Here is a 23,737-nt window from a genome sequence, read left to right on the forward strand (position 1 = left end):
GCGTGGCAAAGCTTACAGGGCGCCGTCTTCCAGCGCCGGCGCTTCGACCGGTGTCATCATGTGGCCCAGCTTGCTTTCCTTGGTGTTCAGGTAATGCTGGTTGAAGGCGTTGCGGTTGACCAGCAGCGGCACCCGTTCTGCCACCGTCACGCCCAGCGCTTCCATCGCCGCAATCTTGCGCGGATTATTGGTCATCAGGCGCAGGCTGTGGATGCCGAACTGCGCGAACATCGGTTTGCACAAGGTGTAATTGCGCGCATCGGCCTTGAAGCCCAGCTGTTCATTGGCCTGCACCGTGTCGGCGCCCGCTTCCTGCAGGCGGTAGGCGCGGATCTTGTTGATCAGGCCGATGCCGCGTCCTTCCTGGCGCAAATACAGCAAAATGCCGCGGCCTTCCTCGGCGATGCGTTTCAGCGCGCCTTCCAGTTGCGCGCCGCAGTCGCAGCGCTGCGAAAACAGCACGTCGCCGGTCAGGCATTCGGAATGCACGCGCGCCAGCACCGGGGCGCCGTCGCCGACATTGCCCAGCACCATGGCCAGGTGTTCCTTGCCGGTCGCGTGTTCGACAAAGGCGTGCAGCGTGAACTGGGCCCACGGCGTCGGCAGTGCACAGGAAGTCGTGTAATCCAATTCGCCTGTCGCCAGGAGGTCCGCGCCGCTTTGCATGGTTGTGCTCATATAAGTAAGTGTCAAAAATAAAAGGCGCGCGGCACCACTCCGGTGCCGGCGCGCCTTGCCATCATACCAAAAAGCAGGAAAACGGTTTCCGCTGCTGCTATTTGGTTGATGCAATGCCTGGTGATAGGCCTGTACTTAAGGACACTTCACTGTTTTGCAAGGCATCAGCTGCCGATGCGTCCGCCATCGTTCTTGGTGATCACGATGGTGGCCGAACGCGGACGCTTGCCGGCGCCGTAGCCGGCGTTCGACGGCCACTGGCTGGTGTACTTGGTCGGGTCGCCGATATTGGCCACCGACGTCGTCTCGCCCGGATGCTGGATATTGATGAACATGGTCTTGCCATCGGGCGTTTCGCTGATGCCGGTGATTTCCGAACCGACCGGCCCCACCAGGAAGCGCTTGAGCGTGTCGGCGGTGGGCTTCTTGCCGATAAAGGTGTCGACCGCCAGGGTGCCGCCGGCCGCCGTGGCATAGTTCAGCGTGCTCTTCGCGCCGTCGCCGACCTTGCCGGGGATGGCCGCCAGCATCATGCAGTTGGTGACATCGGTGTAAGCGCCATCGTCGGTCTGGATCCAGCAGATGCCGGTGTACGGGCTGAAGGCCAGGCCATCCGGGCTCGAGAAATCCTGGTCGGCCGTCAGGCTGGACAGGTTGATCTTGCTGGCGTCGGCGCCGCTTTCGGCGCCGAACAGGTAGACGTCCCAGGTAAAGGCGGTGGCCGCGGCCGCGCCGGTGCCTTCCTTGAAGCGGATGATATGGCCGTTCGGGTTGCCGTTTTGCGCCGTCGCGCCCTTCATGTCGGTGTAGGCGCGCGGGTTGGCGCTGTCCGGTGCCAGCTGCGACGAGCCGCTCGGATTGACGGTGCGGTTCGAATTGTTGGTCAGCGTGTAGTAGATCTCGCCGTTGGCCGGGTTGACCGAGCACCATTCCGGGCGATCCATTTTGGTCGCGCCGACGGCATCGGCCGCCAGGCGGGCGTTGACCAGCACATCGGCCAGGTCGGCAAACTTGTACCCGCTGTAGGCCTGGATCAGCGCGTTCGACATGGCCAACTCGATCCACTGGCCGCTGCCGTCGGCGGCCAGCTTGGCCACGTACAGCTTGCCCGAATCGAGGTATTTGTCGCCGGTGGCGATGCGGTCCGCCGGCGTCGCATCGGCGGCGGCCCAGACGGCGGTGGTGACGAATTTATAGATGTATTCGTTGCGCGAATCGTCGCCCATGTAGACGGCCAGCTGCTGGCCCACGGTCGGCACGCTGAACGCGGCGCTTTCGTGCGCGTAGCGGCCCAGCGCGGTGCGCTTGCGGATCACTTTGGTCTTGTCGTACGGGTCCATCTCGACGATATAGCCCATGCCGTTCAGTTCGTTGCGGTAGTCGTCGCTGCCGTTGCTCGAGGCGCCGATCTTGCTCAGGTTCCAGCGCGCGTACTTGTCATCGCTGCCGCCGGTTTCCCAGCCGTGACGCGAGGCGCCGCCCTGGCTGCGGCCGTAGCGGTTCAGCGAAGCGACCGATTTGTCATTGCCGCGCGCGGCATTGTCGGTGGCCGAGCGGGTGAAGTAGCCGGCCCAGTTTTCTTCGCCGGTCAGGTAGCTGCCCCATGGCGACTTGCCGGTGCCGCAGTTGTTGATGGTGCCGCGCGTCCTGGTGCCGGTCGGCGAGAATTTCGTCACCAGCAGGGCATTGCCGCGTACCGGGCCGGAGATGTCGATCTCGGTCAGCGGCGTGACGCGGCGGTTGAAGGCGGAATCGTTGACGGTGGCCCAGGTGCTGCCGGTTTTTTTCACCTCCACCACGCTCAGGCCGTGCACGGCCACTTCCTTGTCGACTTCGGCCGCAGGGCGCGGCAGCGAGGTGGTGCCGCCATTGACGTGCAGGAAGTGCGACGACAGTTTTTCGTCGGTGGTCGCTTCGTGGTTCATCGCCAGGACGCCCCGTTCGGCGCCGGAGGCCAGCGGCGCGCCGGCGGCGGACAGGCCATAGTATTCCATGCCGTCATGGTGGTCGCCGGCGCGGTTGTCGAAATCGGTATCGCTGCCGTCGTTCTTGTAGGCCGGGGTGGCGCTGCGCAGCGAGTCGCCCAGCGCGTACAGCGCGGTGGCGGTATAACCGGCCGGTACCGAGACCACGTCGGCCAGGCTTTTTGGCACGGCGGTAAAGGCCAGCAGTTTTTCCGCTGGCGGCGTCGGCGTGACGGCGACCGGGTCGCTATCGCCACCACAGGCGGACAGACCCATGGAGCCCATGACGGCGGTGGCCGCCGTGACGGCGCTGCCGCGCAGCCAGTTGCGGCGGCTCAGGCGCGCATTCAGGATGCTGTTGAAATGGTTGTCGTGGGACGCGTTGCTGTCAATGTCGTTCAGATCGGCGGCGCTGATGGCCAGATCGTTGGGCTTGTTCATGGGCTGCGGTGTCCTGTGGTTGTGTGATGTAAATGGCAACCGGATGATAGTCATTTCATGTGACAGGCTTGTGTCAGCTGGATGACAGTCTGATGACAGGCGAAGCAGCCCAGGCCGTACTTATTTCACTTTGGCAAAGCCGCGTTCCACCAGTAACAGCATGCCGCCAAAGATGGACAGGTTTTTCAGGAAATTGGTCAATTGATCCTGGTAGTGGGCGGCGTCGGCGGCCCAGAATGCGTGGAAGACGAGTGTGGTCGGGATCAGGAACAGGGCCAGCGCCAGGGCTGCCCAGCGCGACTGCCAGCCGGTAATCAGCAGCAGGCCGCCGCCCACTTCCAGCGCGATCACGCCGGCCAGCAGCACGCTGGCGAACGGCAGGCCCATGCTGCTCATGTAGCCGGCGACACCGGCATAGCCGCCGATTTTCAGCAGGCCGGAGACAAAGAAGAGCACGCCGAGCGCGGCGCGGCCAGCAGGGTACAGCAGGGCGGTAGTGTTTTTCATGATGAGATCCAGGTTCTTGTTATTGTTGAGGTGGCTGGCTGTAGCGGGCCAGTTGGCGCGCTACAGCCGGTTCAATGGCATCGCTTAGAGCCTATCCCAGTAGTGAGCGTCTTCTGCTTGCAGCTCATCAGGAGCGCGGACAAGGCGCGAGGAGGCCGCATGGCGAGCCATGCAACGACGAGCAACGCAGTCCCCGCTTCTGAGGGGCGCCAGCAGGGGGCGTATTCATCTACTGGGATAGGCTCTTAGTAGGGCAGGTCGAACAGCAAAACTTCGGCATCTTCGGCATTTGCCAGCGTTACTTTGGCTTCCTGCGTCAGTTTCAGCGCATCGCCGGCTTTCAAGGGTGTGCCGTTGACCACCAGGCTGCCGCGGATCAGGTGCACATACGCGGTGCGGCCTTCGTCCAGGGCATGTTCCAGCGCATCGCCTTCTTTCATGATGCTGGCGTAGATCGAGGCGTTCTGGTGGATCAGCACCGAACCCTGGCGCCCGTCGCTGGAAGCAACCAGGCGCAGCTTGCCCTGTTTGCTTTCCGGTGCGAAGTGTTTCTCTTCGTAGCTGGGGGCGATGCCCGTCACGTTCGGCTGGATCCAGATCTGCAGGAAGTGCAGGCCATCCGTTTGCGAATGGTTGAACTCGCTGTGACGCACACCGCTGCCGGCGCTCATGCGCTGTACATCGCCGTAGTGCAGGACCGAGCCGGTACCCATGCTGTCTTTATGCTCGAGCGCGCCGTCCAGCACATACGAGATGATTTCCATGTCGCGGTGACCGTGGGTACCGAAACCCTGGCCCGGCGTGACCCTGTCTTCATTGATCACCAGCAATGGACCAAAACCCATGTGTTTCGGATCGTGGTAGCTGCCGAAAGAAAAGCTGTGGTGGGAATTGAGCCAGCCGTGGTTTGCGGCGCCGCGTTCTTCGCTATGACGGATTTGTAACATGGTGAGACTCCATTTCTTCGTAGGTTAATGTGCGATAATTTCGAAGGACCGTTGCCCGCCTTTGTGTTCCTTGCCGGGCTGACTTCGTCTTTCGTGATGCGATGAAGAGAGTATAGGCCCGTCATACGAGAAAGAAAAACGGAAAAATTACCGCTCTATGATCGAAAAAATCGAATGCTAAGACTCAGCCTGGAAGCCCTGCAAATTGTCGACGCCATCGACCGCCGCGGCTCGTTCTCGTCGGCCGGCAAGGAACTGCACAAAGTGCCGTCGACCATCTCGTATACGGTGGCGAAACTCGAAGACGACCTGGGCGTGCAGGTGTTCCAGCGCAACGGCCCGAAAGTGATGCTGACGGCGGCCGGCCAGGAATTGCTGAAGGAGGGGCGCTATCTGCTGAAGGCCGCGCAGGACCTGGAACACCGCGTGCGGCGGGTGGCCTCGGGCTGGGAAACGGAACTGGCGATCGGCCTCGATTCGGTGTTTTCCGCGCTGGCGCTGGCCGGCGACATCACCGCCTTTTATAACGTGGCGCAGCAGACGCGCTTGCGGCTGGTGCAGGAAACCTTGTCCGGTACCTGGGAAGCGCTGCTGGAACGCCGCGTCGACCTGCTGGTCGGTGCGCCCGGCGACGGCCCGCCCGGCGGCGGCTATATCGCCCAGCCGCTGGGCATGCTGGACTTCGTGTTTGCCGTCGCCCCCACGCACCCGCTGGCGGCGATCGATCGGCCGCTGACGCGCGGCGACCTGCAGCATCACCGCGCCGTGGTGGTGGCCGATTCGGCGCGCCAGCTGGCGCCGCGCACGGTGGGCTTGCTGCTGGGGCAAGATGCCTTGACCGTGCCCGGCATGCAGGTAAAATTCGATTATCAGGTGCTGGGCCTGGGCTTCGGCTTCCTGCCGGGACCGTGCGCGCGCGCCGCCATCGCGCGCGGCCTGCTGGTGGAAAAAACGGTGGAAGAGCCGAAGCCGGCCGAGACCTTTTACCTGGCCTGGCGCGTGGGCGAGGACGGCGCCGCCCTGCGCTGGTGGATGGCGCGCATGCGCGAGCCGGAACTGTTCGCCCGCCTGACCCGCTACCTGCCCGGCGAACCGTCCCTGCCATCGGCTTGAGCGAGGGCAGGGGCGCGCCGCTTTCATTCTGTGGGGCTGCAAAATGTTGACATAGGCCAACAATTTCAGGTTACTATATTCGCAGCATTTTGCGCCAAACTCCAAGCCCGATCACGGGATTTTGATGATGACATTCCCTGTAGCGCCCACTTTATGCCTTCCCCCGTTTGCTGTCGCGCGGAGGCGCCGTGCTTGAGGCCAGGGTCGCGCAGTGTTTGCGCCTGAGCCATGAAGCGCAGCAGCAGGGCGGCCCGCAACTGGCCGCCACCCTGGCGCAGTTGCAGGGCGAACTGGAGCAATTGCGTGGCGTCAGCCGGCCCGTGCTGCGCCTGGCGCCGGCCGACGCCTTGCTGGAAATCGACCTCGACGGTTATTTGATCGGCTGGAACCATGGCGCCGACCAGATGTTCGGCTATGCCGAGTTCGAAGCGCTGGGCCAGCACATCCTGTTCCTGTATCCGCCCGACGACATGCAGACCAGCCCGGTGGAACTGCTGCCGGCGCAGGCCGAAGTGGCGGTCGATGTGTTGCGCCGCAAGAAGTCGGGCGTGCTGACCTGGCTGCGCATGCAGCGCCACGCCATCCTCGACCAGTCCGGCAAGACCTGCGGCATGGCCGTGCGGCTGTCAATGCTGGCCGAACCGCTGCCCGATATCGACAAGGTGAAATTGCACGCGCGCATCATCGAAGACAGCGAGCAGGGCGTGCTGATCACCGACGCCGACGAGCGCATCGTTTCCGTCAACAGTTCCTTCAGCCGCATCACCGGTTACTCGCCGGCCGAAGCGATTGGCCGCACGCCGGACCTGCTGCGCTCGGGCGTGCACGACGCCGAGTTCCGCGCCAAGGTGCGCGCCGCCATGCGCGGCCACGGTTCCTGGCGCGGCGAAATCATCGGCCGGCGCAAGAATGGCGAACTGTTTCCGCAAGCGGTGACGATCAGCGTGGTGCGCAATGAATTCGGCGACATCAGTCATGTGTTTTCCCTGTTTTCCGATATCTCGGTGCACAAGGATGCCGAGGCGCGCATGCAGCGCATGGCCAATTACGACGGCCTGACCGGCTTGCCCAACCGCTGCCTGCTGAACCAGCTGGTGGTGCAGGGCCTGGCCGAAGCGAAGCGCCAGGAAACCCATGGCGCGCTGATGGTGATCGACATCAGCCGCATCGGTTCGATCAGCGACACCCTGGGCCACGAAGTAGGCGACCAGCTGGTGATCGCCATCGGCGAACTGTTCCGTGGCGCGCTGCGCGACGCCGATATCCTGGCGCGTGTCGACAACAGCAAGTTCGTCGTGGCGCTATTGCATATCGAAAAGCGCGAACACGCGGCGAATGTGGCGCAAAAGCTGCTGAACCTGCTCGAAGCGCCGATCCGCATCGACAGCCACGCCTTGTACGTGGGCGCCAGCATCGGCATTACGGTCTACCCGGAAGATGGCATGGAAGCGCCGGCCCTGTTCCGCTTTGCCGACGTGGCCGTGGCAAAAGCGGCGCAGACCATCGAGCCGACCTTTTTGTTTTACCGCGAAGACATGAATCGCCGCGCCAAGGAGCATTTGCGCCTGGAAAGCGAAATGCGCCTCGCCCTGGGCGACCAGGAACTGGAACTGCATTACCAGCCGAAAGTGAGCTTGAGCAGTGGCCAGATCGTCGGCGCGGAAGCCTTGCTGCGCTGGAAGCATCCGCTGCGCGGCATGGTCTCGCCCGGCGTCTTCATTCCGGTCGCCGAAGAAACCAGTTTGATACTGGAACTGGGCACCTGGGTGCTTGATGAAGCCTGCCGCCAGATCCGCGAATGGGAAGACCGCGGCCTGCATATGCCGGTGATCGCCGTCAACCTGTCGGCGCGCCAGTTCGACGCCCACTTGCCGGCAAGGGTGGCGGCCGTGCTGGAACGCTACCAGGTACGGCCCGACCAGATCATGCTGGAAATTACCGAAAGCCTCTTGATGCGCGGCGCCGACAAGGTGATCGAGATCATGAACGAGCTGGTGGCCATGGGCCTGGCGCTGGCGCTGGACGACTTCGGCACCGGCTATTCCAGCCTGGCGTATTTGAAAAAGTTCCCGATCAGCACCCTGAAAATCGACCGCGCTTTCGTGATCGGCCTGCCCTACGAGGAAAACGACTGCGCCATCGCGCGCGCCATCGTCACCATGGCGCAGCAGCTGCGCCAGGAAATCGTCGCCGAAGGCGTGGAAACGCCGGAACAGATGCGTTTCCTGCGCAGCCTGGGGTGCGACCAGTTGCAGGGTTATCTGTTCAGCCCGGCGGTGACGGCGGGCGAGTTCGAAATCATGCTCGATGAAGGCAAGCATTTGCACCTGGAAGAGGTGATGTAGCCTTGCCGCTATATTCGCAGCACGCCGCGAAAGCCGCGCGCCGCATAGTAGGATTCGGCGCCGTTGTGATACACGAACACCTGGCCGTAGCGGCGGTCGCCAAACAGCGCGCCGCCCAGTGTTCTCACGCTGTCCGGCGTGGCTATCCAGCTGGATGTTTTCCGGTCGAATTCGCCCAGCTGCTGCAGTTGACGGTATTCATCCTCCGTCAGCAGGGTCACGCCCATCTTGCTGGCCGCCCCGATGGCGCTGCCGGCCGGCTTGTTGTCCTTGCGCGCCTGCCATGCGGCCTGGTCGAAGCACAGGCTGCGCCGGCCTGCAGGGCTTTCGGCGCAGCAATCGCAAAACGCCAGCCTGTGCGTGTCGCCGTCAACGGTGCCCCCGTCAAAAGTGACAATGTCCGGTTCGCCGCCAGTGTCCTCCATTGCCTGCAGCGCCTGCAGATGCGCCGGCGCCGCTTCCAGCCTGGCGAGAACCAGCTCCCAGGCCAGGCCAGGGTGGCGCTGCCTATTGTTGCTGAAGCGGGTGTGCAAGATGCTGATCAGCTCGCTGGTATTCATCGGTATGCTCCCGGTGGTGGGCAAGGTCAAGCCAGTTTGACCTTTTCCAGCAGGTAGTCAAGCATCACGCGCACGCGCGCCGGCACTTGCTGGCCCGGCCCGACAAAGACGGCGTGGACGATTTCACTATCGCCCGGATTGAACGCTTCCAGCACCGGCACCAGCAATCCCCGGTCGATATCGGGCTGCACATGCAGCCGTGAAAAACGCCCCAGGCCCATGCCGGCCAGCACCAGCTGGCGCATGCTGTCGCCATCGCTGATTTGCGTATTGCCTTGCGGCGTGACTTGCAGCGTGCCGCCCGCGCCATCAAGAAAAGGCCAGGTTTCGTTCTGGCAGCGAAAATTGAAAGCCAGCAGATTGTGCTGGTCCAGGTCCGCCAGCGTGCGCGGCGTGCCGTGGCGCTCCAGGTAGCCGGGCGAGGCCACCACCACCATCGTATCTTCCCCGAGTTTGCGCGCCACCAGGTTCGATTCCTTCAGCTTGCCGGTGCGGATGGCGATATCGGTGCGGTCTTCCAGCAGGTCGACCACGGCGTCGCTGACCACCACGTCGAGCACGATGTCGGGATAGCGCCGGGCAAATTCGGGCAGGATGGGCAGCAGGTGGCGCACGCCGAACGGGACAAAACAATTGATGCGCAAGCGCCCGCGCGGCGCGGCGCCTTGCGCCGCCTCGCGCTCGGCGCCGTCGATATCGTCGAGGATGCGCTTGCTTTGCGCATAAAACGCGTCGCCTTCGGGCGTGGTGTGCAGCTGGCGCGTGCTGCGCTGGAGCAAGCGCGCACCGAGCCGCGCTTCCAGGCGATTGACCAGCTTGCTGACAGCCGATGGCGTCAGCGCCAGCTTGCACGCCGCCGCCGTGAAGCTACCCGCTTCCACCACCGTGACAAACACGGCCATTTCAAACGAGCGATTGATATCGTGCCTGGCCATTGCTGAATCCATTTCACAGGTGTTTCGATTATAGAAGTCTATATCAAAAGTACTGCGGGCTCTACACTGAAGGTCTTGAATTGATCGCCGGAGAATCGCATGAGCACTACCGTTGTCACTACCAAAATGCCGCCCGGCGTGCTGTCGCTGGCCGTCGGTGCCTTTGCCATCGGGGTCACCGAATTTATTGTCGTTGGCATCCTGCCGGCGATTGCCAGGGACTTGCATATCTCCATCGAATCGGCCGGCTCGCTGGTCAGTCTGTATGCGCTGGCGCTGGCCATCGGCACGCCGCTGCTGGTGATCGGCCTGTCGCGCCTGCCGCGCAAGCTGGCCTTGCTGGGGCTGATGACAGTATTTTTGGCCGGCAATTTGCTGGCGGCGCTGTCGCATACCTTCGAACTGTTACTGGTGGGCCGGGTCATCACCGCCGTCGCGCACGGTACTTTTTTTGCCATCGGCGCCACGGTGGCGGCCAACCTGGTGCCGAAGGCCCAGGCGGGCAGAGCGATCTCCGTGATGTTTGCCGGCCTGACCCTGGCCATGGTGATCGGCGTGCCGCTCGGCAGTTTCCTGGGCAACCTGATGGGTTGGCGCCTGCCCTTCTTTGCCGTGGCGGCGTTGGCCGCGCTGGGCCTGGCCGCGATGGCGCGCTGGCTGCCGGCGGGCCTGGCCCGAGGGGCGGGCGGCAAGGCGGCCACGCAACTGGCGGCGCTCGGCAGCGGCCCCATCCTGACCATGATGGCGGTCACCGTGTTCGGTTTCGGCGGCAGCTTTGCCGCGTTTACGTTCATTACGCCGATATTGACCGACATCACCGGCTTTTCCGCCACCATGGCCAGCGCCTTGCTGATCGTGTTCGGCGCCGCCACGTTTGCCGGCAACCTGGGTGGCGGCTATCTGACCAGCCATGTCGGCTGGCAAAAAGCGCTGCGCCTGATGCTGTTGCTGCTGGCCGCCACGCAAGTGGGCGTGGCGCTGGCGATCGGCTCGCAGTGGATGATGGTGGTGATGCTGTTTGTCTGGGGCGTGTTTGCGTTTGGGTTGTCGCCGGCGCTGCAGGCCGGCATGCTGGCCACGGCCGAGCGTCATACGCCGAAGGCCGTCGATTTCGCTTCCGGCCTGAATATCTCGGCCTTCAACCTGGGCATCTCTTTGGGTTCGATGCTGGGTGCGCTGATGGTGTCGCGCCAGCTGATGGCGTCGTCGCCGTGGGCGGGCGTCGCCGCATCGCTGCTGGCGCTGCTGCCGCTGGCCTGGCTGGCACGCCGCCGCCGCCCGGCAGCCGAGGAGACCAGGGCGGCGGTTTGCGAGCGCTGAGGGCTTACAGGTCGAACTGCGCTGACAGCAGCAAGGTGCGCGCCGCCGCCGCCGTGCTGACGGTCAGCAAGGTGCTGCTCGACAGCCAGTAGTTCCTGTTGAACAGGTTCTCCACGCTGGCGCGCAAGGCCACCGGCTTGCCCATGATGGTGGTGCGGTAGCGGGCACCGGCATCGACCCGGGTCCACGACGGCATGTCCAGCGTATTGGCCACATCATAAGGCGTGGCGGCGGTGTGGATGGCGCGCGCATTGACGCTCAGGCCATGTACGCCCGGCACGTCCCAGTCGGCGCCCAGGTTGAGCGTGTACTTGGGCACGCCGATCGCGTCCTTGCCCTGGTTGACCGCGCCGGCCGAGCGTTTCAGCGTGGCGTCGTAGATGGTGGCGCTGGCCATCAGGCGCAGGTTGCGCACGGCTTCGCCGACGGCGGACAATTCCAGGCCGCGGTTGCGCTGGGTGCCGTCCATGCTGTAGATATTGGTGGCCTGGTCGGTGATGGCGTTCGGCCGGTCGATCTGGAACACCGACACGCCCGTCATGACCTGCTTGTGTTCCATCTTGACGCCCAGTTCATACTGTTTCGACTTGAACGGCGCGAACACCTCGCCCGCATTGGCGGTGGTGGCCGGCGCCGACGAGCCGCGCGTCAGGCCCGAGGTAAAGTTGCCGTACAAGGAAACATTTGGCAGCGGACGCACCACCACGCCGGCGATCGGCGAGACGGCGCTTTCGCTGTACGAGCTGGTGACCGCGCCGGCCGCGCTGAAGTTCTGGGCTTGCACCTTTTGCTGGTGCAGGCCGCCCGTCAGCATGACGCGGCCGTCGGCGAAGGACACGGTGTCCGTCAGCGACATGCTGGTCAGCTGGGTTTCGGAGGTCTTGGTCGGCGACAGGCGTTCGCCGGTGACCTGGTACACGGGCACCGGCGCGTAGATATTCGAATCGAGCTTGGTGCTGGCGGGCGCCGCCAGATAAAAGCTGCCCGCTTCCTGTTCCAGGCGCGAGGCCGTCAGGGTCAGCACGTGTTGCACGCCCAGCGTGTTGAAGCGTGCGCGGGCGCCCACTTCGCCGGTCTTGCTGCGCGATGCCGCGTCGTACCAGGCGCTGCTGATGCGCAGGTTGCCCAGTTCATCCATGCCATCGCCGCTGCGCGCCGACGGAAAATCCTGTTCGCTGGCGCCGTAATGGTAGCCGGCCGCGGCGTACAGCATGATCTGCGGCGACAGGTCGTATTCCAGGCGCGAGGCGATGGTGGCGTCGCGCAGCGCCAGGTCGGCGCCGGCATACACGGCGCGGTGGCCGGAAGGCGCTTGTGGCAGGCGGGTGATGCCCGACCGGAAGCCGGTCTGCGCGCGGAAGTTGTCGGTGTCTTCGCGCTGGGCATAGCTGTCCACCGACCAGCGCACGGCGTCGGAACGGTAGTCCAGCGCCAGCGCCACCAGGCCGAACTCCTGCTTGCCGCCGTCGATATTGGTGTCGCCCTTGCGGTAGGCGCCGTTGAAGCGCACGCCCCAGGCGTTGTCCGGGCCGAAGCGGCGGCCCACGTCCAGGTGGCCGCCCAGCAGGGCCGCGCTTTCATAGGTGGCGGTCAGGCTGGTGATGGGCTCGTCCCTGGCGCGCTTGGTGACGACATTGATATTGCCGCCGATGCTGCCATTCGGGCTGATGCCGTACATCAGGGTACCCGGACCCTTGAGCACTTCGACGCGCTCCATGAAGGCGGTCGGCATGCGGTTCGACGACGTGAGGCCGTACAGGCCGTTCAGGCCCACGTCGCCGCTGGTGACATTGAAGCCGCGGATCTGGAAGTCTTCGCTGAAGCCGCCGGTCGAGGTCATGGTGCGCACCGATGCCTCGTTGACGACCACGTCGGCCAGGGTGCGGGCCTGCTGGTCTTCGAGGATGCGGGCGGTGTAATTGGTGGTGCTGAACGGCGTGTCCATCACGTCGGCAAAGCCCAGCACGCCCAGGCCGCCGGCGCGCGCCAGGCGGCCGCCGGCCAGGTCGTTGCCGCTCCTGGCGCCGGTGATCAGCACGCGGTCGATGGACGAGGTATCGGCGGTGCTGGTGACCACCAGTTCCGGCATGGCGCCGGCCTGGGTGGCGATCGCCTTGCGCAGCGCATAGGCGCCGTTCGGCTGGGCCACGGCTTCCAGCCCGCTACCTTCGAGCAGGGCCGCCAGGCCCTGCTGGGCGGTGTAGTCGCCTTTCAGGCCGCTGCTGGTCTTGCCTGCGGTCAGCTTGCCGTCGATGGCCAGCAGGATGCCGGTGCTGCTGGCGAAGCGGTTCAGCGCGCCGTCCAGCGTGCCCGCGGCGATCTCGACATGGCGCCGGGCTTCCGCCGGCGACTGGGCCAGCGTGGCGCCGGCGCCCATCGACAATGCGGCCAGCAAAACGGCCTGGGCCATGCGGCGCAGGGGGAACGGTGACATTGGGTGCGACATGAAGGTGATCCTTTTCAGTTCAAGATGGGGGTGATACCTGATATCCCGTATGAAAAGAAAAAAGTGCTACCGCTTTTGCCTATTTTTTTTCGACGGGCTGCACCGTCACCCAGTAACGGGTCCGGTAACGCACCTGTACCGGCAGCGCCTGCACCAGGGCAGCCAGCACTTTGTCGGTGTCGCCCAGCGGGTAGATGCCCGATACCAGCTGGTTGGCCACGGCCGGATCGCAATCGATCACGCCGTGCCGATGGCGGGCCAGCTCGGCCAGGAAATCCTGCAGGCGCATCTGCTCGGCTTCCAGTTCGCCGGCCAGCCAGGCCGGATCAAGGGGTGGCAGCGGCTGGGGTGGCTCGGCCTGCCGTGCGCTCAGGCGCAGCTGGCTGCCGGCCGCCAGCCGCCGCAGCGACGCCGGCTGCAGGCGTGGCCGTACTTCCACCACGCCCTCGTAGACTTGCACCTGCGTATGTTCGCCATGCTGGTAGACCAGGAAACGCGTGCCCAGCGCGCGCGCCGTGCCGTGCGCCGTGTGGACCACGAAAGGGCGGTAGGGCCGGCCATGATCCTTGCCGGTGGTAATCATGATCTCGCCGCGGTGCAGGTCGATGCGGCGCTGGCCGGCATCGAAGCGCACGTCCAGCGCGGTGGCCGTGTTCATGGCGATGCGGCTGCCGTCGGCCAGCACGATGTCGCGCCGTTCGCCGGTGGCGGTGCTGTATTGCGCCGTCATCGCCTGCCAGCTTTCGGTCTCGCGCACGGCCTGCAACGCCGCGCCGCCGCCGCACAGCAGCGCCAGGCCGCGCAGTACGGCGCGCCGGCTGTTGCGCCGGGACGCGGCGCGCAGCACCGGGCCGGCGGTTCCGGCCGGCACGCTGCGCAGGCGCTGCTGCATCTGCTGCACCGCCTGCCAGGCCTGCTCATGCGCGGCCGACGCCTGGCGCCAGCGGCTCAACGCCTGCTGTTCTTCGTGGGTCGCTTCGCCGGACCACATCGTCACCAGCCAGGAAAGCGCCTGCTGATGCAGTTCGGACGGCACGTTGTCGGTGGCGCCGTTCAATCAGGCGGCCATCACGGCAAAGCAGGCCTGCGCCGCCTGCAGCATGTATTTGCGCACCGAGGCGACCGACACGTCCAGCTGCTGCGCGATGGCGCTGTAGGTCAGGCCGTCGAACTGCGACAGCAGGAACGCCTCGCGCACCCGCACCGGCAGGCGGTCCAGGGCGGCGTCGAGCCGGCACAGGGTTTCAAGCGTGATGGCGCGCTCTTCCAGCGACGGCAACTGGGCCGGCGGCAGGTGCCGCAGCGCTTCCATGTAAGCATGTTCGAGGCGGCGACGACGGTACAGGTCCACCACCAGGTGCTTGGCGATGCGCACCAGGTAGGCGCGAGACTGTTCGGCCTGCTCTGGCACGCGGCCCGTGACCAGCACGCGCACATAGGTATCCTGGGCCACGTCGGCGGCGTCGAAGGCGTTGCCCAGCTTGCCGCGCAACCACCCCACCAGCCAGCCGTGGTTCTGGCTGACCATGTCGGTGAGAAGATCGGAGGCCGTGCCTGCTGTCATGGAAAATAGCTGATTGAGAATTATTCTCATTATTGTAGCAAACTCCACCGTGCCGCGCTACTGCCGGGCAGCACAGGCTACAATGCGCGATCCGCACGCAACGTGCCTCCCCACAGGACTTCCATGACCCGCGCCATTCTCGACGAAACCCAGATCCATCCCGCCGCCCGTGCCTCGATCGGCGGCAAGCATGGCGATATCGTGCGCGAAGTGCAGGCGGCGATTGCCGCGCATCAGGTGGTGGTGGTCGGCATGGCGCTCAATCCGTTTCCGCGCAAGGCGCGCAAGATCCTCGACGTGCTCGGCACGCCCTACCAGTATCTGCAATACGGCAGCTACCTGAACCAGTGGCACCGCCGCAACGCGCTCAAGATGTGGAGCGGCTGGCCGACTTTTCCGATGGTGTTCGTGAATGGCGTGCTGGTCGGCGGCGCCAGCGAGTTGCAGGCGCTGGTCGCATCCGGCGAATTGTCGGCCATGCTGGCAAAAAAAGTGCGCCAGTTTTAAGCCGCCGCACGGCGAGTGATAATGCGAGAGATTTGCCCGCCGCCCTATTGCTTATAGTGAAGCTTTTCATGCCGTAAGGCGAAAGGCGAGCGATGGCGAATGACGAGGGCGTGCAAGGCAGGACGGGCAAGGGACTGATGGCGGCGTGCGCGCTGCTGTGCGTGGCGGCTGTGGCGCTGGCGGCCAGCTGGCAGGCCGGCGCGCTGGCCTTCCAGGCCAATTTTACGGCGCTGGTGCCGGGCATCTTCGGCTCGATGTTGCTGGTGGCCCTGTTTGTCGAGCGCATGATCGAAGTGTTCGTCTCGCTGTGGGCGCCGCCCGAAGTGGCGGCGCACCAGCAGGCCATCACCTGGTGGCAGGCCCAGCGCGGCCGCCTGAAGCGCCGCGTCAGCGATTTATTGGCCGAACTCAATGGCACGCCTGGCCCGCTGGACGACCGCAAGACCGCCATCGGCACGGCGCTGGACGATGCGCGCCAGCAAATCGAGCAGGCCGACCTGAACGTCGACGCCGAGGAAAAAGCCCTGCTGCCCTACACCGTGGCGACCATCAAGGCCACCACCTGGGTCGGCCTGGCGCTGGGCATGATCACCTCGGCCGTGGGCTTCCGTTTCCTGTCGCAGATCATGGTGCTGACGCCGATTTCGGCGCCCGGCCTGCCGCTGTCGGTGCAGGATCAATACAGCGCCTTTATCGCCGTCGACGTGGTGCTGACAGGCGCCGTGCTGGCCGGCGGCAGCAAACTGGTGCATCAGATCTTCGGCGTCTACGAGGCCTATACGACGGCGCTGTCCAAGGCGGCGCAGGCGAAAAGCGTGGCGTCTTCCAGCTAGTCCTGTTGGCGTTTCCAGCTTGGCGGCCTGAGCGGATCGAGCAGGCCGCGCAGGTCGTTGTGATCGAGCTCGTACATCAGCGCAATCAAACTGCCCAGTTCGCCCGAGGGGAAACCCTCGCGCGCGAACCAGCCCAGGTAATGGCCGGGCAGGTCGGCCAGCAGCCGTCCCTGATACTTCCCATATGGCATTTCGCGCGTCAGCAGCAGCGCCAGTTTGTCTGAATTCATGCGGCCATTCTAGCAGATCGCCGCATTGTTGAGATTGGCGCAAGTATCTTCTGCTCAATGAGGTATTTTTCGAAACAAAGAAAACTCCGATACTGCGTGCTATCAACTTTATCGGAGTGTTCCATGTTCAATATCCCCATTGCCCTGCTGGCGCTGACCATCAGCGCCTTTGCCATCGGCACCACCGAGTTTGTCATTGTCGGGCTGCTGCCCACCATCGCGCAGGACCTGGGCGTGAACCTGCCGTCGGCTGGTTTGCTGGTCAGCCTGTACGCGCTGGGCGTGGCCATCGGCGCGCCGGTGCTCACCGCCCTGACCGGCAAGGTGCCGCGCAAGACCTTGCTCTTGACCCTGATGGTGCTGTTCACCCTCGGCAACTTGCTGGCCTGGAAGGCGCCCGGCTATGAAACCCTGGTGATCGCCCGCATCCTGACGGGCCTGGCGCACGGCGTGTTCTTCTCGATCGGCTCGACCATCGCCACCTCGCTGGTGCCGAAGGAAAAAGCCGCCAGTGCGATCGCCATCATGTTTACGGGACTGACCGTGGCGCTGGTGACCGGCGTGCCGCTGGGTACCTTTATCGGCCAGCATTTCGGCTGGCGCGAAACCTTCCTGGCCGTTTCCGCGCTGGGCCTGGTCGCCTTTGTCGGCAGCCTGCTGTATGTGCCGTCGACCATCGCGCACAGCAAACCGGCATCCCTGCTGCAACAGGTGCAAGTGCTGGGCCAGCCGCGCCTGCTGCTGGTGTACGCCATGACGGCGGTCGGCTACGGCGGCTCGTTCATCGCCTTCACTTACCTGGCGCCCATCCTGCAGCAAGTGTCCGGCCTGGGCGCGAACGCCGTCGGCCTGGTGATGCTGGTGTACGGCGTGTCGGTCGCGTTCGGCAATATCTGGGGCGGCAAGCTGGCCGACCAGCGCGGCCCGGTCGCCGCATTGAAATTGATCTTTTTGCTGCTCGCCGCGGTATTGCTGCTGCTGACCTTTACCGCGCCGCATCCGGTGCTGGTGGTCATCACCGTGCTGCTGTGGGGCGCCGTCGCCTTCGGTAACGTGGCTGGCCTGCAAGTGTACGTGGTGCGGCAAGCGGAACACTTCACGCCGCGCGCCGTCGATGTCGCCTCGGGCCTGAATATCGCCGCCTTCAACCTGGGCATCGCCGGCGGCGCATGGGGTGGCGGCCTGATCGTCGAACACCTGGGCCTGGTCCATACCGGCTGGATTGGCGCGCTGGTGGTGCTGGGGGCGTTCGGCCTGACGGCGCTGAGCGGACGGCTCGATCGCAAGAATCCGATACCGGTACGTGTCGGCGAAAAGTCGATTCATGCGGCCGGCCATTGAGGCCATAGCGTACGGCTGCCGTTTTTTCCGTGTCCGGCTTGATGATCATGCCGTTGTCAGGTCATCAAGCTGAAATATTTGTCCTCTATGATCCGACCTCGTCTTCACGCTGGTCTGTCCCACGATATTTATTTATAACGGAAGAAACAAAAAATGTCGAATTACGCTCCTGAGTCCACCCGCCGCCGCCTGTTGCAACTGTTCGCCGGTGCCCCCATGCTGCCGCTTGCCGGCCTGACCGGTGTCAGCGCCTTGCTGTCCGGCTGCGGCGGCAGCTCGGATAACGACCTGCCTCCGGTGACCACGCCAGTCACGCCCACCGCGACGTTTACCACGGCCGAATTCACCGGCATGGCCGCACCAGCCGCCAGTTCGCCTGCCGCACTGGCCACCACCACCGTCGGCTCCAAGCTCAAGGTCAATTTCAGCGATGGCAGCAGCAACAGCTATAACCTGGCGTACCAGCCATTCTTCCTGACCGGTGACCGCGTGCCGGATGGCAAGGGCGGCACCGTGATCGCGGGCGGCTATGTCGACATCAAGAACCAGCCCATCATCGACAGTTCGGTGGCAGGCAGGGAGCGCCAGTTCTTCTCGGACTCGCCGGACGGCAGCTCGATGCTGACGGTGGCCAACCCTACCGTGACCGGCATCAAGGGCAAGCCGGTGTTTGCCGTGGTGCAGTTTGAATACAACTCGCTGAACCAGGCCGGCGCGTCCACCTACGGCACCTTGCCGTCGCCGATCGCCGTGCTGACCCTGGACCAGGACCAGACCACCGGCAAGCTGTCGATGGTGAAATACCACAATGTCGATACCTCGTCCGTCAAGGGCCTGTGGATCACCTGCGGCGCCAGCCTGTCACCATGGAACACCCACCTGTCGAGCGAAGAGTACGAGCCCGATGCCTTCGACCAGGGCCTGGGTGGCCAGACCCTGGCCGTGCTCAAGGAGTTCAGCAAGAACGTCTTCGGCAACACCGCCACCGCCAATCCGTACGACTACGGCCACCTGCCAGAGGTTTCCGTGAATCCGGACGGCACCGGCAGCATCAAGAAGCACTACTGCCTGGGCCGCTACTCGCGCGAACTGGTGCAGGTCATGCCCGACCAGCGCACCATCCTGGGCGGCGATGATTACACCAATGGCGGCCTGTTCATGTTCGTGGCCGACAAGGCCGCCGACCTGGCGGCAGGCGGCACCCTGTACGTCGCCAAATACACGACGCAGCTGACCGAGACCACCACCGGCAAGCTGCAATGGGTCAAGCTGGGCCGTGGCACGCACGCCGAGATCAAGGCGCTGGTCGACGGCGGCATCAAGGCCACCGACATCATGGATTCGACCCTGACCGATCCGAACGACACCAGCTACACGAAGATCGTGCTGAACAAGAAAACCGCCTGGGTCCGCGTCAAGGCCGGCCAGGAAAAAGCCGCCGCCTTCCTGGAAACCCACCGCTACGCAGCCCTCAAGGGCGGCAGCATGGCTTTCACCAAGAACGAAGGCACGACGGTCAACGCCAAGGACAAGATCGCCTATTCGGCCTACGCCAATATCCAGGACTCGATGGTCGAGGGCGGTTCGGGCTACGTGGCCGGCCACAACGTCAAGTTCAAGAAACTGGTGGCGGGCGGCGTCGTGTCGCACAAGCTGGCCGGTGGCCAGAAGGATGACACCGGCGCGGCCATCGACAGCGAATGGGTACCGAGCGAGTCGACCGTGCTGCTGGCAGGCGAAGACATCGCCGGCGACGCCCTGGGCAACACCGCCAATCCGGACAAGATCGCCAGCCCCGACAACCTGAAGTTCTCGGAAAAACTGCGCACCCTGTTTATCGGCGAAGACAGCGGCAACCACCTGAACAACTTCCTGTGGGGCTACAACGTCGACACCAAGAAACTGGAACGCCTGCTGTCGTGCCCGGCCGGCGCGGAATCGACCGGCCTGCACGCGGTCGACGAAATCAATGGCTGGACCTACGTGATGAGCAACTTCCAGCACCCGGGCGACGAGTGGAACCGCTTCCCGACCTTGCCATCGGCGCTGAAGGACCAGATCAACATCATGATCAACACCAACTACAACAACAAGTTCAGTGGCGCGGTCGGCTACCTGACGGCGGAGTTGTCGCAGGTGAAACTGTCGAAATAAGCTGCCGCATCTGATGCCGGCGTGAACCGGCAGGCAAGTAAAAAAGCGCCCGTCTTCGCAAGGAGACGGGCGCTTTGCTGTATGCACGCCGCTGGCTTTTTTGTCGCGGCGGCTCAGGTTGGCGATCTTTGTTTGGATTTTTGAAACTTTATCGGGTCCTGGCGGTCAAATTACTGTTGATGTTTTGGTTTGACTGACAGCAATGGCATATAAAAACAATGCTGCCTTTGGCGGCAACTGCAAGATGTCGGCAAGCATGGCCGCCCTGGTGGCGTCCGGTGAACCGAGCTCTGCCTTGAGAGCGCGGTTGGGGCCAGCGGCAGGCAAAAAAAGTGGCGTTTCTGTATTGAGTTATCACGTCTTTGTCCGCTGCAGCACGACCGAAGCAACATCGATTGCCAGCATACCGTTGGCAAAAGGCAGGGGCGAGGTAATGACGGCAATTGTGCCGTCCGCGAGCCTGTCGGACTTTATCGCTGATGAGCGGGTAACGCGGGTATCGGCACCCAAGCGTCTGTGGCCACTGATGGACATTGCATCGCCATTGATCGGTGTGCCGCAATTTGCAGACAAGTACAAGGTGTCAGGAAAAGGCGTCATTATTGGCATCGTCGATACCGGCATGGATATCAGCCATGAAGCCTTTGCGGGGCGGGTGTTGAAGATATGGGATCAGGAAATCGCGGGGCCGGGACCAGGAACAGGCTTCAGCAAGCTTGGAACGATACTGACCGGTGAGGCCATGGCGGCCAGCAAAGACGTGCATGGACATGGCACGCATGTCGCCGGCATCGCAGGCGGTGCCGGATCAATCTACGGCGGCATCGCGCCAGAGACGTGCTACCTGATCGTCAAGACCAACTTCCAGACCAGCGCCGTCGTGGAAGGGGTGCGCTGGATATTCAGCGAGGCAGAAAAACTCGGCCGTGCCTGCGTGGTCAACCTGAGTCTGGGTGGACACTTTGGCAGCCATGATGGCGAGGACGACACCAGTATCGGCATCAGCGACGAATGCAGGGAGGGGCGCCTGGTGGTTGCGTCTGCCGGCAATGAGGGCCGCGCGCCGATACATGCCCGTAAAGAGGTCGGGGCAGGGCCGCCGACACGGTTTGAGCTGGCAGTGAAACCCGGCACGTCTCCTGCGGGGGCGCCGCCATTGATACTGAATGGCTGGTATGGCGGTGCGGCCAGGTGTGAAACAAGGTTGCACAGTCCCACTGGCAAAAAAACGTCATGGCAAGGATTGATCGGCAAGGACCCAGCCGCAAAATCTTACTATCTTGGAAATGACAAGGTCGTCATTTCCACGCCGGACGCACTGGCGCCCAATGGTGACAGGCAGTTTTTGATGGAAATCTTTGGCGATGCTGATGCGATCCAGGAAGGAACATGGGTGCTGGAAGTACGGCTGAAATCGGGCAAGGCGAGCGCTGTTGATGTATGGCTGGTGCTCGATCCGGAGGGGCCTGGTGCGGCGGAATTCATGGCGCCGGTCCGTGATACCTTGATCGGCGCGCCGGGAGCGGCGCATGAAGCGGTGACCGTTGCTTCCTACACCAGTCGCAATCAATGGAATGACCTGTCCGGAGCATCCGTGTCGGTCGGATTGGCGCTGCATTCGGTGTCTGAATTCAGCAGCCCCGGACCGCTGCGCGGTGGCAGGTTGAAACCTGACGTCACCGCGCCAGGAGCGATGATTGCTTCCTGCTCCTCATCTGACTCATCGGTAGACCCCAACGATCTTGTTGCAGGAAACTATAGAATGATGGCGGGCACCAGCATGGCGGCACCGGTGGTGACCGGGTTGCTGGCCTTGTTTTTGGAAAGCCATCCAAAAGCAACACCGAGCGTGGCAAAAGAGTGGCTTAAAAAAAATTCGTGCGTGCCGCATGCCGACTCCGGGACGCATGATATAAAGTGGGGCTATGGCCTAGTCAAGGTGTAAATCATGAACATTGCAAAGTTTGATGCCGCTCTGAACTCGCGGTTGGTTCAGCAGCGCGATCAGGAGGTCAATGTTTCCGTGCGCTTACGTTCCCAACTGACGCCTGAGGAAGTGACGCGGCTGCAAGCGATGGGGCTGGATGATGCGGATACAAGACGGCGAGTGCTGTTTGGCACCTTGTCGCCCAAGTCCTTGGCCTTGTTGGCAACGCTGGACAAGGTCGCACAATTGTCCCTGGTGCAGCAGATGACACCTCATTTAGTTCACGGAAAGATCGGCATCTAGCGTCCCGAGCTTATCTCGGAGGCATGGCTGGCAGGACGGTGCGTGTGATATTGCCGCGCCATGTACTGGCTTGGCCGCAATTTCTTCCAGCGCGCGGCTTTCCTGTATATTTGCGCCCCTGTCCGTTTTGCTTGCGCCCTCATGTCCCCCGCCATCCTGTTTTCCGTCGTCCTCGCCTATTTCCTGATCCTGCTGGCCGTCGCTTGGCGCACCTCGCGCCATGCCACCAATGACAGCTTTTTTATCGGTAACAAGGACAGCAACTGGATGCTGGTCGCGTTCGGCATGGTGGGCACGACGCTCACGGGCGTGACGTTTATCAGCGTGCCGGGTGCGGTGGGGCGCGACGGTTTTGGCTATGTGCAGCTGATGATCGGCTATGTGCTGGGCTACCTGGCCATCACGTTTATTCTGCTGCCGCTGTATTACCGGCTGCAACTGACGTCGATTTACCGCTACCTGGAGCTGCGGCTGGGGCGGCGCTCCTACCAGAGCGGGGCGGCGTTTTTTATCCTGTCGCGGCTGCTGGGGGCGACGGCGAGGCTGTATCTGGTGGTCAATATCCTGCAGACGACCATCCTCGACAGCCTGGGCGTGCCGTTCTGGGCCACCGCCTCGGTGGTGCTGCTGCTGATTCTGCTGTACACCTACGAGGGTGGCGTGAAAACCATCGTCTGGACCGATACCTTGCAGACGGCCTGCATGCTGGCCGGCCTGGTGATCTGCAGCGTGTTTTTGCTGCGCGAGATGGATCTTTCCGTGATCGACAGCCTCGAGCGCATGCGCGCGCAGGGGCTGGCGCGCATGTTCACGCTGGACCCGGACAGCCCGGCCTATGTGTGGAAGCATATCGTGGCCGGCATGTTCATCACGATCGCGATGACGGGCATGGACCAGGAGATGATGCAGAAGAATATCTCGGTGCGCACCCTGCGTGATTCTCAGAAAAACATGCTGAGCCTGACGGTGGTGCTGACCGGCGTGCTGCTGCTGTTTTTGTTCCTCGGTGGCCTGCTGCATTTGTATGCGCCTTTGGCGGGCGTGACGGCGACCGGAGATAAACTGTTTCCGGCCGTGGTGCTGGGGCATTTCCCGGCGGTTGTGCAGCTGATCTTTTTCATCGCCCTGATTTCCGCCCTGTTCCCCAGCGTCGACGGCGCGCTGACGGCGCTGACCTCGACTTTTTGCATCGATATCCTGGGCCTGCAGCGCAGGAGCGATTTGCATCCTGCCACGCAGATGCGCTGGCGCCGCCGCGTGCACCTGGGGTTTGCCGCGCTGTTCCTGCTCCTGATCATGGCGTTCAAGTGGATGGACAGCCCCAGCATGATAGTCGTGATCCTGAAACTGGCCAGCTATACCTATGGGCCGCTGCTGGGACTGTTCGCATTTGGCCTGCTCAGCCGGCGCGGCGTGCGCGACCGCTGGGTGCCGGTGGTGGCGGTGGCCGGGCCGCTGTTGTGCGCGCTGGTCGAGCAGGAGCAGGCGCTGCTGTTCGCGCATTACCGCATCGGCCTGGAACTGCTGATATTGAACGGTGGACTGGTGCTGGCCGGGCTGTTTTTGATCTCCACGCCGGCGCAAAAGGGTGGGGTGCAGTTGCCAAAACAAGACTATTGATG

General features: G+C 63.4%; 20 protein-coding genes. 10 read left to right on the forward strand and 10 right to left on the reverse strand.

What is annotated here, in order from left to right; all coding sequences use genetic code 11:
• Positions 1–12: 12 nt before the first annotated feature.
• The 4 genes from ribA to Q8L25_RS14260 form a co-directional block, all read right to left on the reverse strand.
• Positions 13–666 carry a GTP cyclohydrolase II gene (gene ribA / locus Q8L25_RS14245; RefSeq protein ID WP_374694306.1) on the reverse strand — a complete coding sequence of 218 codons (654 nt, stop codon included), beginning with the start codon at positions 664–666 and terminating at the stop codon, positions 13–15.
• Between the two features lie 176 nt (positions 667–842).
• A complete protein-coding gene (locus Q8L25_RS14250) occupies positions 843–3,083 on the reverse strand; it encodes a PhoX family phosphatase (protein ID WP_308925437.1) in 2,241 nt (746 codons plus the stop codon).
• Between the two features lie 120 nt (positions 3,084–3,203).
• Positions 3,204–3,590 (reverse strand): DoxX family protein, encoded by a 387-nt coding sequence (locus Q8L25_RS14255; RefSeq protein ID WP_308925438.1) that lies wholly within the window; start codon positions 3,588–3,590, stop codon positions 3,204–3,206.
• 245 nt (positions 3,591–3,835) lie between these two features.
• On the reverse strand, positions 3,836–4,537 hold the full coding sequence (locus Q8L25_RS14260) for a pirin family protein (protein ID WP_308925439.1): 702 nt from the start codon (positions 4,535–4,537) through the stop codon (positions 3,836–3,838).
• Positions 4,538–4,711: 174 nt separating this feature from the next.
• On the opposite strand from Q8L25_RS14260, the gene Q8L25_RS14265 reads away from it, so the two are divergent.
• Complete coding sequence (locus Q8L25_RS14265; protein WP_308925440.1) at positions 4,712–5,650, forward strand: LysR substrate-binding domain-containing protein; 939 nt, start codon at positions 4,712–4,714, stop codon at positions 5,648–5,650.
• 188 nt (positions 5,651–5,838) lie between these two features.
• Positions 5,839–7,995, forward strand: coding sequence for an EAL domain-containing protein (locus tag Q8L25_RS14270; RefSeq protein WP_308925441.1), 2,157 nt, complete (start codon positions 5,839–5,841; stop codon positions 7,993–7,995).
• An 8-nt stretch (positions 7,996–8,003) separates the two neighbouring features.
• Here Q8L25_RS14270 and Q8L25_RS14275 read toward each other — a convergent pair whose 3' ends face one another.
• Positions 8,004–8,555, reverse strand: coding sequence for a DUF4256 domain-containing protein (locus Q8L25_RS14275; protein ID WP_308925442.1), 552 nt, complete (start codon positions 8,553–8,555; stop codon positions 8,004–8,006).
• Between the two features lie 26 nt (positions 8,556–8,581).
• Positions 8,582–9,502, reverse strand: a complete 921-nt coding sequence (locus Q8L25_RS14280) for a LysR family transcriptional regulator (RefSeq protein WP_308925443.1) — start codon at positions 9,500–9,502, stop codon at positions 8,582–8,584.
• Between the two features lie 87 nt (positions 9,503–9,589).
• Here Q8L25_RS14280 and Q8L25_RS14285 point away from each other — a divergent pair, with 87 nt between their 5' ends.
• Complete coding sequence (locus Q8L25_RS14285; RefSeq protein ID WP_308925444.1) at positions 9,590–10,810, forward strand: MFS transporter; 1,221 nt, start codon at positions 9,590–9,592, stop codon at positions 10,808–10,810.
• Positions 10,811–10,814: 4 nt separating this feature from the next.
• On the opposite strand, the gene Q8L25_RS14290 is transcribed toward Q8L25_RS14285, so the two are convergent.
• The 3 genes from Q8L25_RS14290 to Q8L25_RS14300 all read right to left on the reverse strand — a co-directional run bounded on the left by Q8L25_RS14290 (position 10,815) and on the right by Q8L25_RS14300 (position 14,820).
• Positions 10,815–13,256 (reverse strand): TonB-dependent siderophore receptor, encoded by a 2,442-nt coding sequence (locus Q8L25_RS14290; RefSeq protein ID WP_308925445.1) that lies wholly within the window; start codon positions 13,254–13,256, stop codon positions 10,815–10,817.
• Between the two features lie 79 nt (positions 13,257–13,335).
• Positions 13,336–14,313 carry a FecR domain-containing protein gene (locus tag Q8L25_RS14295; RefSeq protein WP_308925446.1) on the reverse strand — a complete coding sequence of 326 codons (978 nt, stop codon included), beginning with the start codon at positions 14,311–14,313 and terminating at the stop codon, positions 13,336–13,338.
• Positions 14,314–14,820 carry a sigma-70 family RNA polymerase sigma factor gene (locus tag Q8L25_RS14300; protein ID WP_308925447.1) on the reverse strand — a complete coding sequence of 169 codons (507 nt, stop codon included), beginning with the start codon at positions 14,818–14,820 and terminating at the stop codon, positions 14,314–14,316.
• Between the two features lie 123 nt (positions 14,821–14,943).
• Between Q8L25_RS14300 and Q8L25_RS14305 the strand changes: the two genes are divergently transcribed.
• Together Q8L25_RS14305 and Q8L25_RS14310 are read left to right on the forward strand one after the other, a co-directional pair.
• A complete protein-coding gene (locus tag Q8L25_RS14305; protein WP_308925448.1) occupies positions 14,944–15,327 on the forward strand; it encodes a glutaredoxin domain-containing protein in 384 nt (127 codons plus the stop codon).
• A 92-nt stretch (positions 15,328–15,419) separates the two neighbouring features.
• Positions 15,420–16,160, forward strand: a complete 741-nt coding sequence (locus Q8L25_RS14310) for a hypothetical protein (RefSeq protein WP_308925449.1) — start codon at positions 15,420–15,422, stop codon at positions 16,158–16,160.
• Here Q8L25_RS14310 and Q8L25_RS14315 read toward each other — a convergent pair.
• Positions 16,157–16,390, reverse strand: coding sequence for a DUF3820 family protein (locus tag Q8L25_RS14315; protein ID WP_308925450.1), 234 nt, complete (start codon positions 16,388–16,390; stop codon positions 16,157–16,159). The genes Q8L25_RS14310 and Q8L25_RS14315 overlap by 4 nt on opposite strands.
• 132 nt (positions 16,391–16,522) lie before the next feature.
• Here Q8L25_RS14315 and Q8L25_RS14320 point away from each other — a divergent pair, with 132 nt between their 5' ends.
• The 5 genes from Q8L25_RS14320 to Q8L25_RS14340 all read left to right on the forward strand — a co-directional run bounded on the left by Q8L25_RS14320 (position 16,523) and on the right by Q8L25_RS14340 (position 23,735).
• Positions 16,523–17,731, forward strand: coding sequence for an MFS transporter (locus Q8L25_RS14320; RefSeq protein ID WP_308925724.1), 1,209 nt, complete (start codon positions 16,523–16,525; stop codon positions 17,729–17,731).
• A 153-nt stretch (positions 17,732–17,884) separates the two neighbouring features.
• The gene (locus Q8L25_RS14325) at positions 17,885–19,885 is read left to right on the forward strand and encodes an alkaline phosphatase PhoX (protein WP_308925451.1); all 2,001 of its coding nucleotides are present in this window, start codon (positions 17,885–17,887) and stop codon (positions 19,883–19,885) included.
• 202 nt (positions 19,886–20,087) lie between these two features.
• Positions 20,088–21,830, forward strand: coding sequence for a S8 family serine peptidase (locus Q8L25_RS14330; RefSeq protein WP_308925452.1), 1,743 nt, complete (start codon positions 20,088–20,090; stop codon positions 21,828–21,830).
• Between the two features lie 3 nt (positions 21,831–21,833).
• Positions 21,834–22,115 (forward strand): hypothetical protein, encoded by a 282-nt coding sequence (locus Q8L25_RS14335; RefSeq protein WP_308925453.1) that lies wholly within the window; start codon positions 21,834–21,836, stop codon positions 22,113–22,115.
• A gap of 141 nt (positions 22,116–22,256) precedes the next feature.
• On the forward strand, positions 22,257–23,735 hold the full coding sequence (locus Q8L25_RS14340; RefSeq protein ID WP_308925454.1) for a sodium:solute symporter: 1,479 nt from the start codon (positions 22,257–22,259) through the stop codon (positions 23,733–23,735).
• The last annotated feature ends 2 nt before the right edge of the window (positions 23,736–23,737 follow it).

Origin of the sequence: Janthinobacterium sp. J1-1 (assembly GCF_030944405.1) — a bacterium.
In the GTDB taxonomy this organism is placed as follows: domain Bacteria; phylum Pseudomonadota; class Gammaproteobacteria; order Burkholderiales; family Burkholderiaceae_D; genus Janthinobacterium.

What these genes read in the sequence shown, in the direction of transcription:
- ribA (WP_374694306.1), bottom strand. Translation starts at nt 666, where the DNA reads ATGCAAAGCGGCGCGGACCTCCTGGCGACAGGCGAATTGGATTACACG.
- Q8L25_RS14250 (WP_308925437.1), bottom strand. Translation starts at nt 3,083, where the DNA reads ATGAACAAGCCCAACGATCTGGCCATCAGCGCCGCCGATCTGAACGAC.
- Q8L25_RS14255 (WP_308925438.1), bottom strand. Translation starts at nt 3,590, where the DNA reads ATGAAAAACACTACCGCCCTGCTGTACCCTGCTGGCCGCGCCGCGCTC.
- Q8L25_RS14260 (WP_308925439.1), bottom strand. Translation starts at nt 4,537, where the DNA reads ATGTTACAAATCCGTCATAGCGAAGAACGCGGCGCCGCAAACCACGGC.
- Q8L25_RS14265 (WP_308925440.1), top strand. Translation starts at nt 4,712, where the DNA reads ATGCTAAGACTCAGCCTGGAAGCCCTGCAAATTGTCGACGCCATCGAC.
- Q8L25_RS14275 (WP_308925442.1), bottom strand. Translation starts at nt 8,555, where the DNA reads ATGAATACCAGCGAGCTGATCAGCATCTTGCACACCCGCTTCAGCAAC.
- Q8L25_RS14280 (WP_308925443.1), bottom strand. Translation starts at nt 9,502, where the DNA reads ATGGATTCAGCAATGGCCAGGCACGATATCAATCGCTCGTTTGAAATG.
- Q8L25_RS14285 (WP_308925444.1), top strand. Translation starts at nt 9,590, where the DNA reads ATGAGCACTACCGTTGTCACTACCAAAATGCCGCCCGGCGTGCTGTCG.
- Q8L25_RS14290 (WP_308925445.1), bottom strand. Translation starts at nt 13,256, where the DNA reads ATGTCGCACCCAATGTCACCGTTCCCCCTGCGCCGCATGGCCCAGGCC.
- Q8L25_RS14300 (WP_308925447.1), bottom strand. Translation starts at nt 14,820, where the DNA reads ATGACAGCAGGCACGGCCTCCGATCTTCTCACCGACATGGTCAGCCAG.
- Q8L25_RS14305 (WP_308925448.1), top strand. Translation starts at nt 14,944, where the DNA reads ATGACCCGCGCCATTCTCGACGAAACCCAGATCCATCCCGCCGCCCGT.
- Q8L25_RS14310 (WP_308925449.1), top strand. Translation starts at nt 15,420, where the DNA reads ATGGCGAATGACGAGGGCGTGCAAGGCAGGACGGGCAAGGGACTGATG.
- Q8L25_RS14315 (WP_308925450.1), bottom strand. Translation starts at nt 16,390, where the DNA reads ATGAATTCAGACAAACTGGCGCTGCTGCTGACGCGCGAAATGCCATAT.
- Q8L25_RS14325 (WP_308925451.1), top strand. Translation starts at nt 17,885, where the DNA reads ATGTCGAATTACGCTCCTGAGTCCACCCGCCGCCGCCTGTTGCAACTG.
- Q8L25_RS14330 (WP_308925452.1), top strand. Translation starts at nt 20,088, where the DNA reads ATGGCATATAAAAACAATGCTGCCTTTGGCGGCAACTGCAAGATGTCG.
- Q8L25_RS14335 (WP_308925453.1), top strand. Translation starts at nt 21,834, where the DNA reads ATGAACATTGCAAAGTTTGATGCCGCTCTGAACTCGCGGTTGGTTCAG.
- Q8L25_RS14340 (WP_308925454.1), top strand. Translation starts at nt 22,257, where the DNA reads ATGTCCCCCGCCATCCTGTTTTCCGTCGTCCTCGCCTATTTCCTGATC.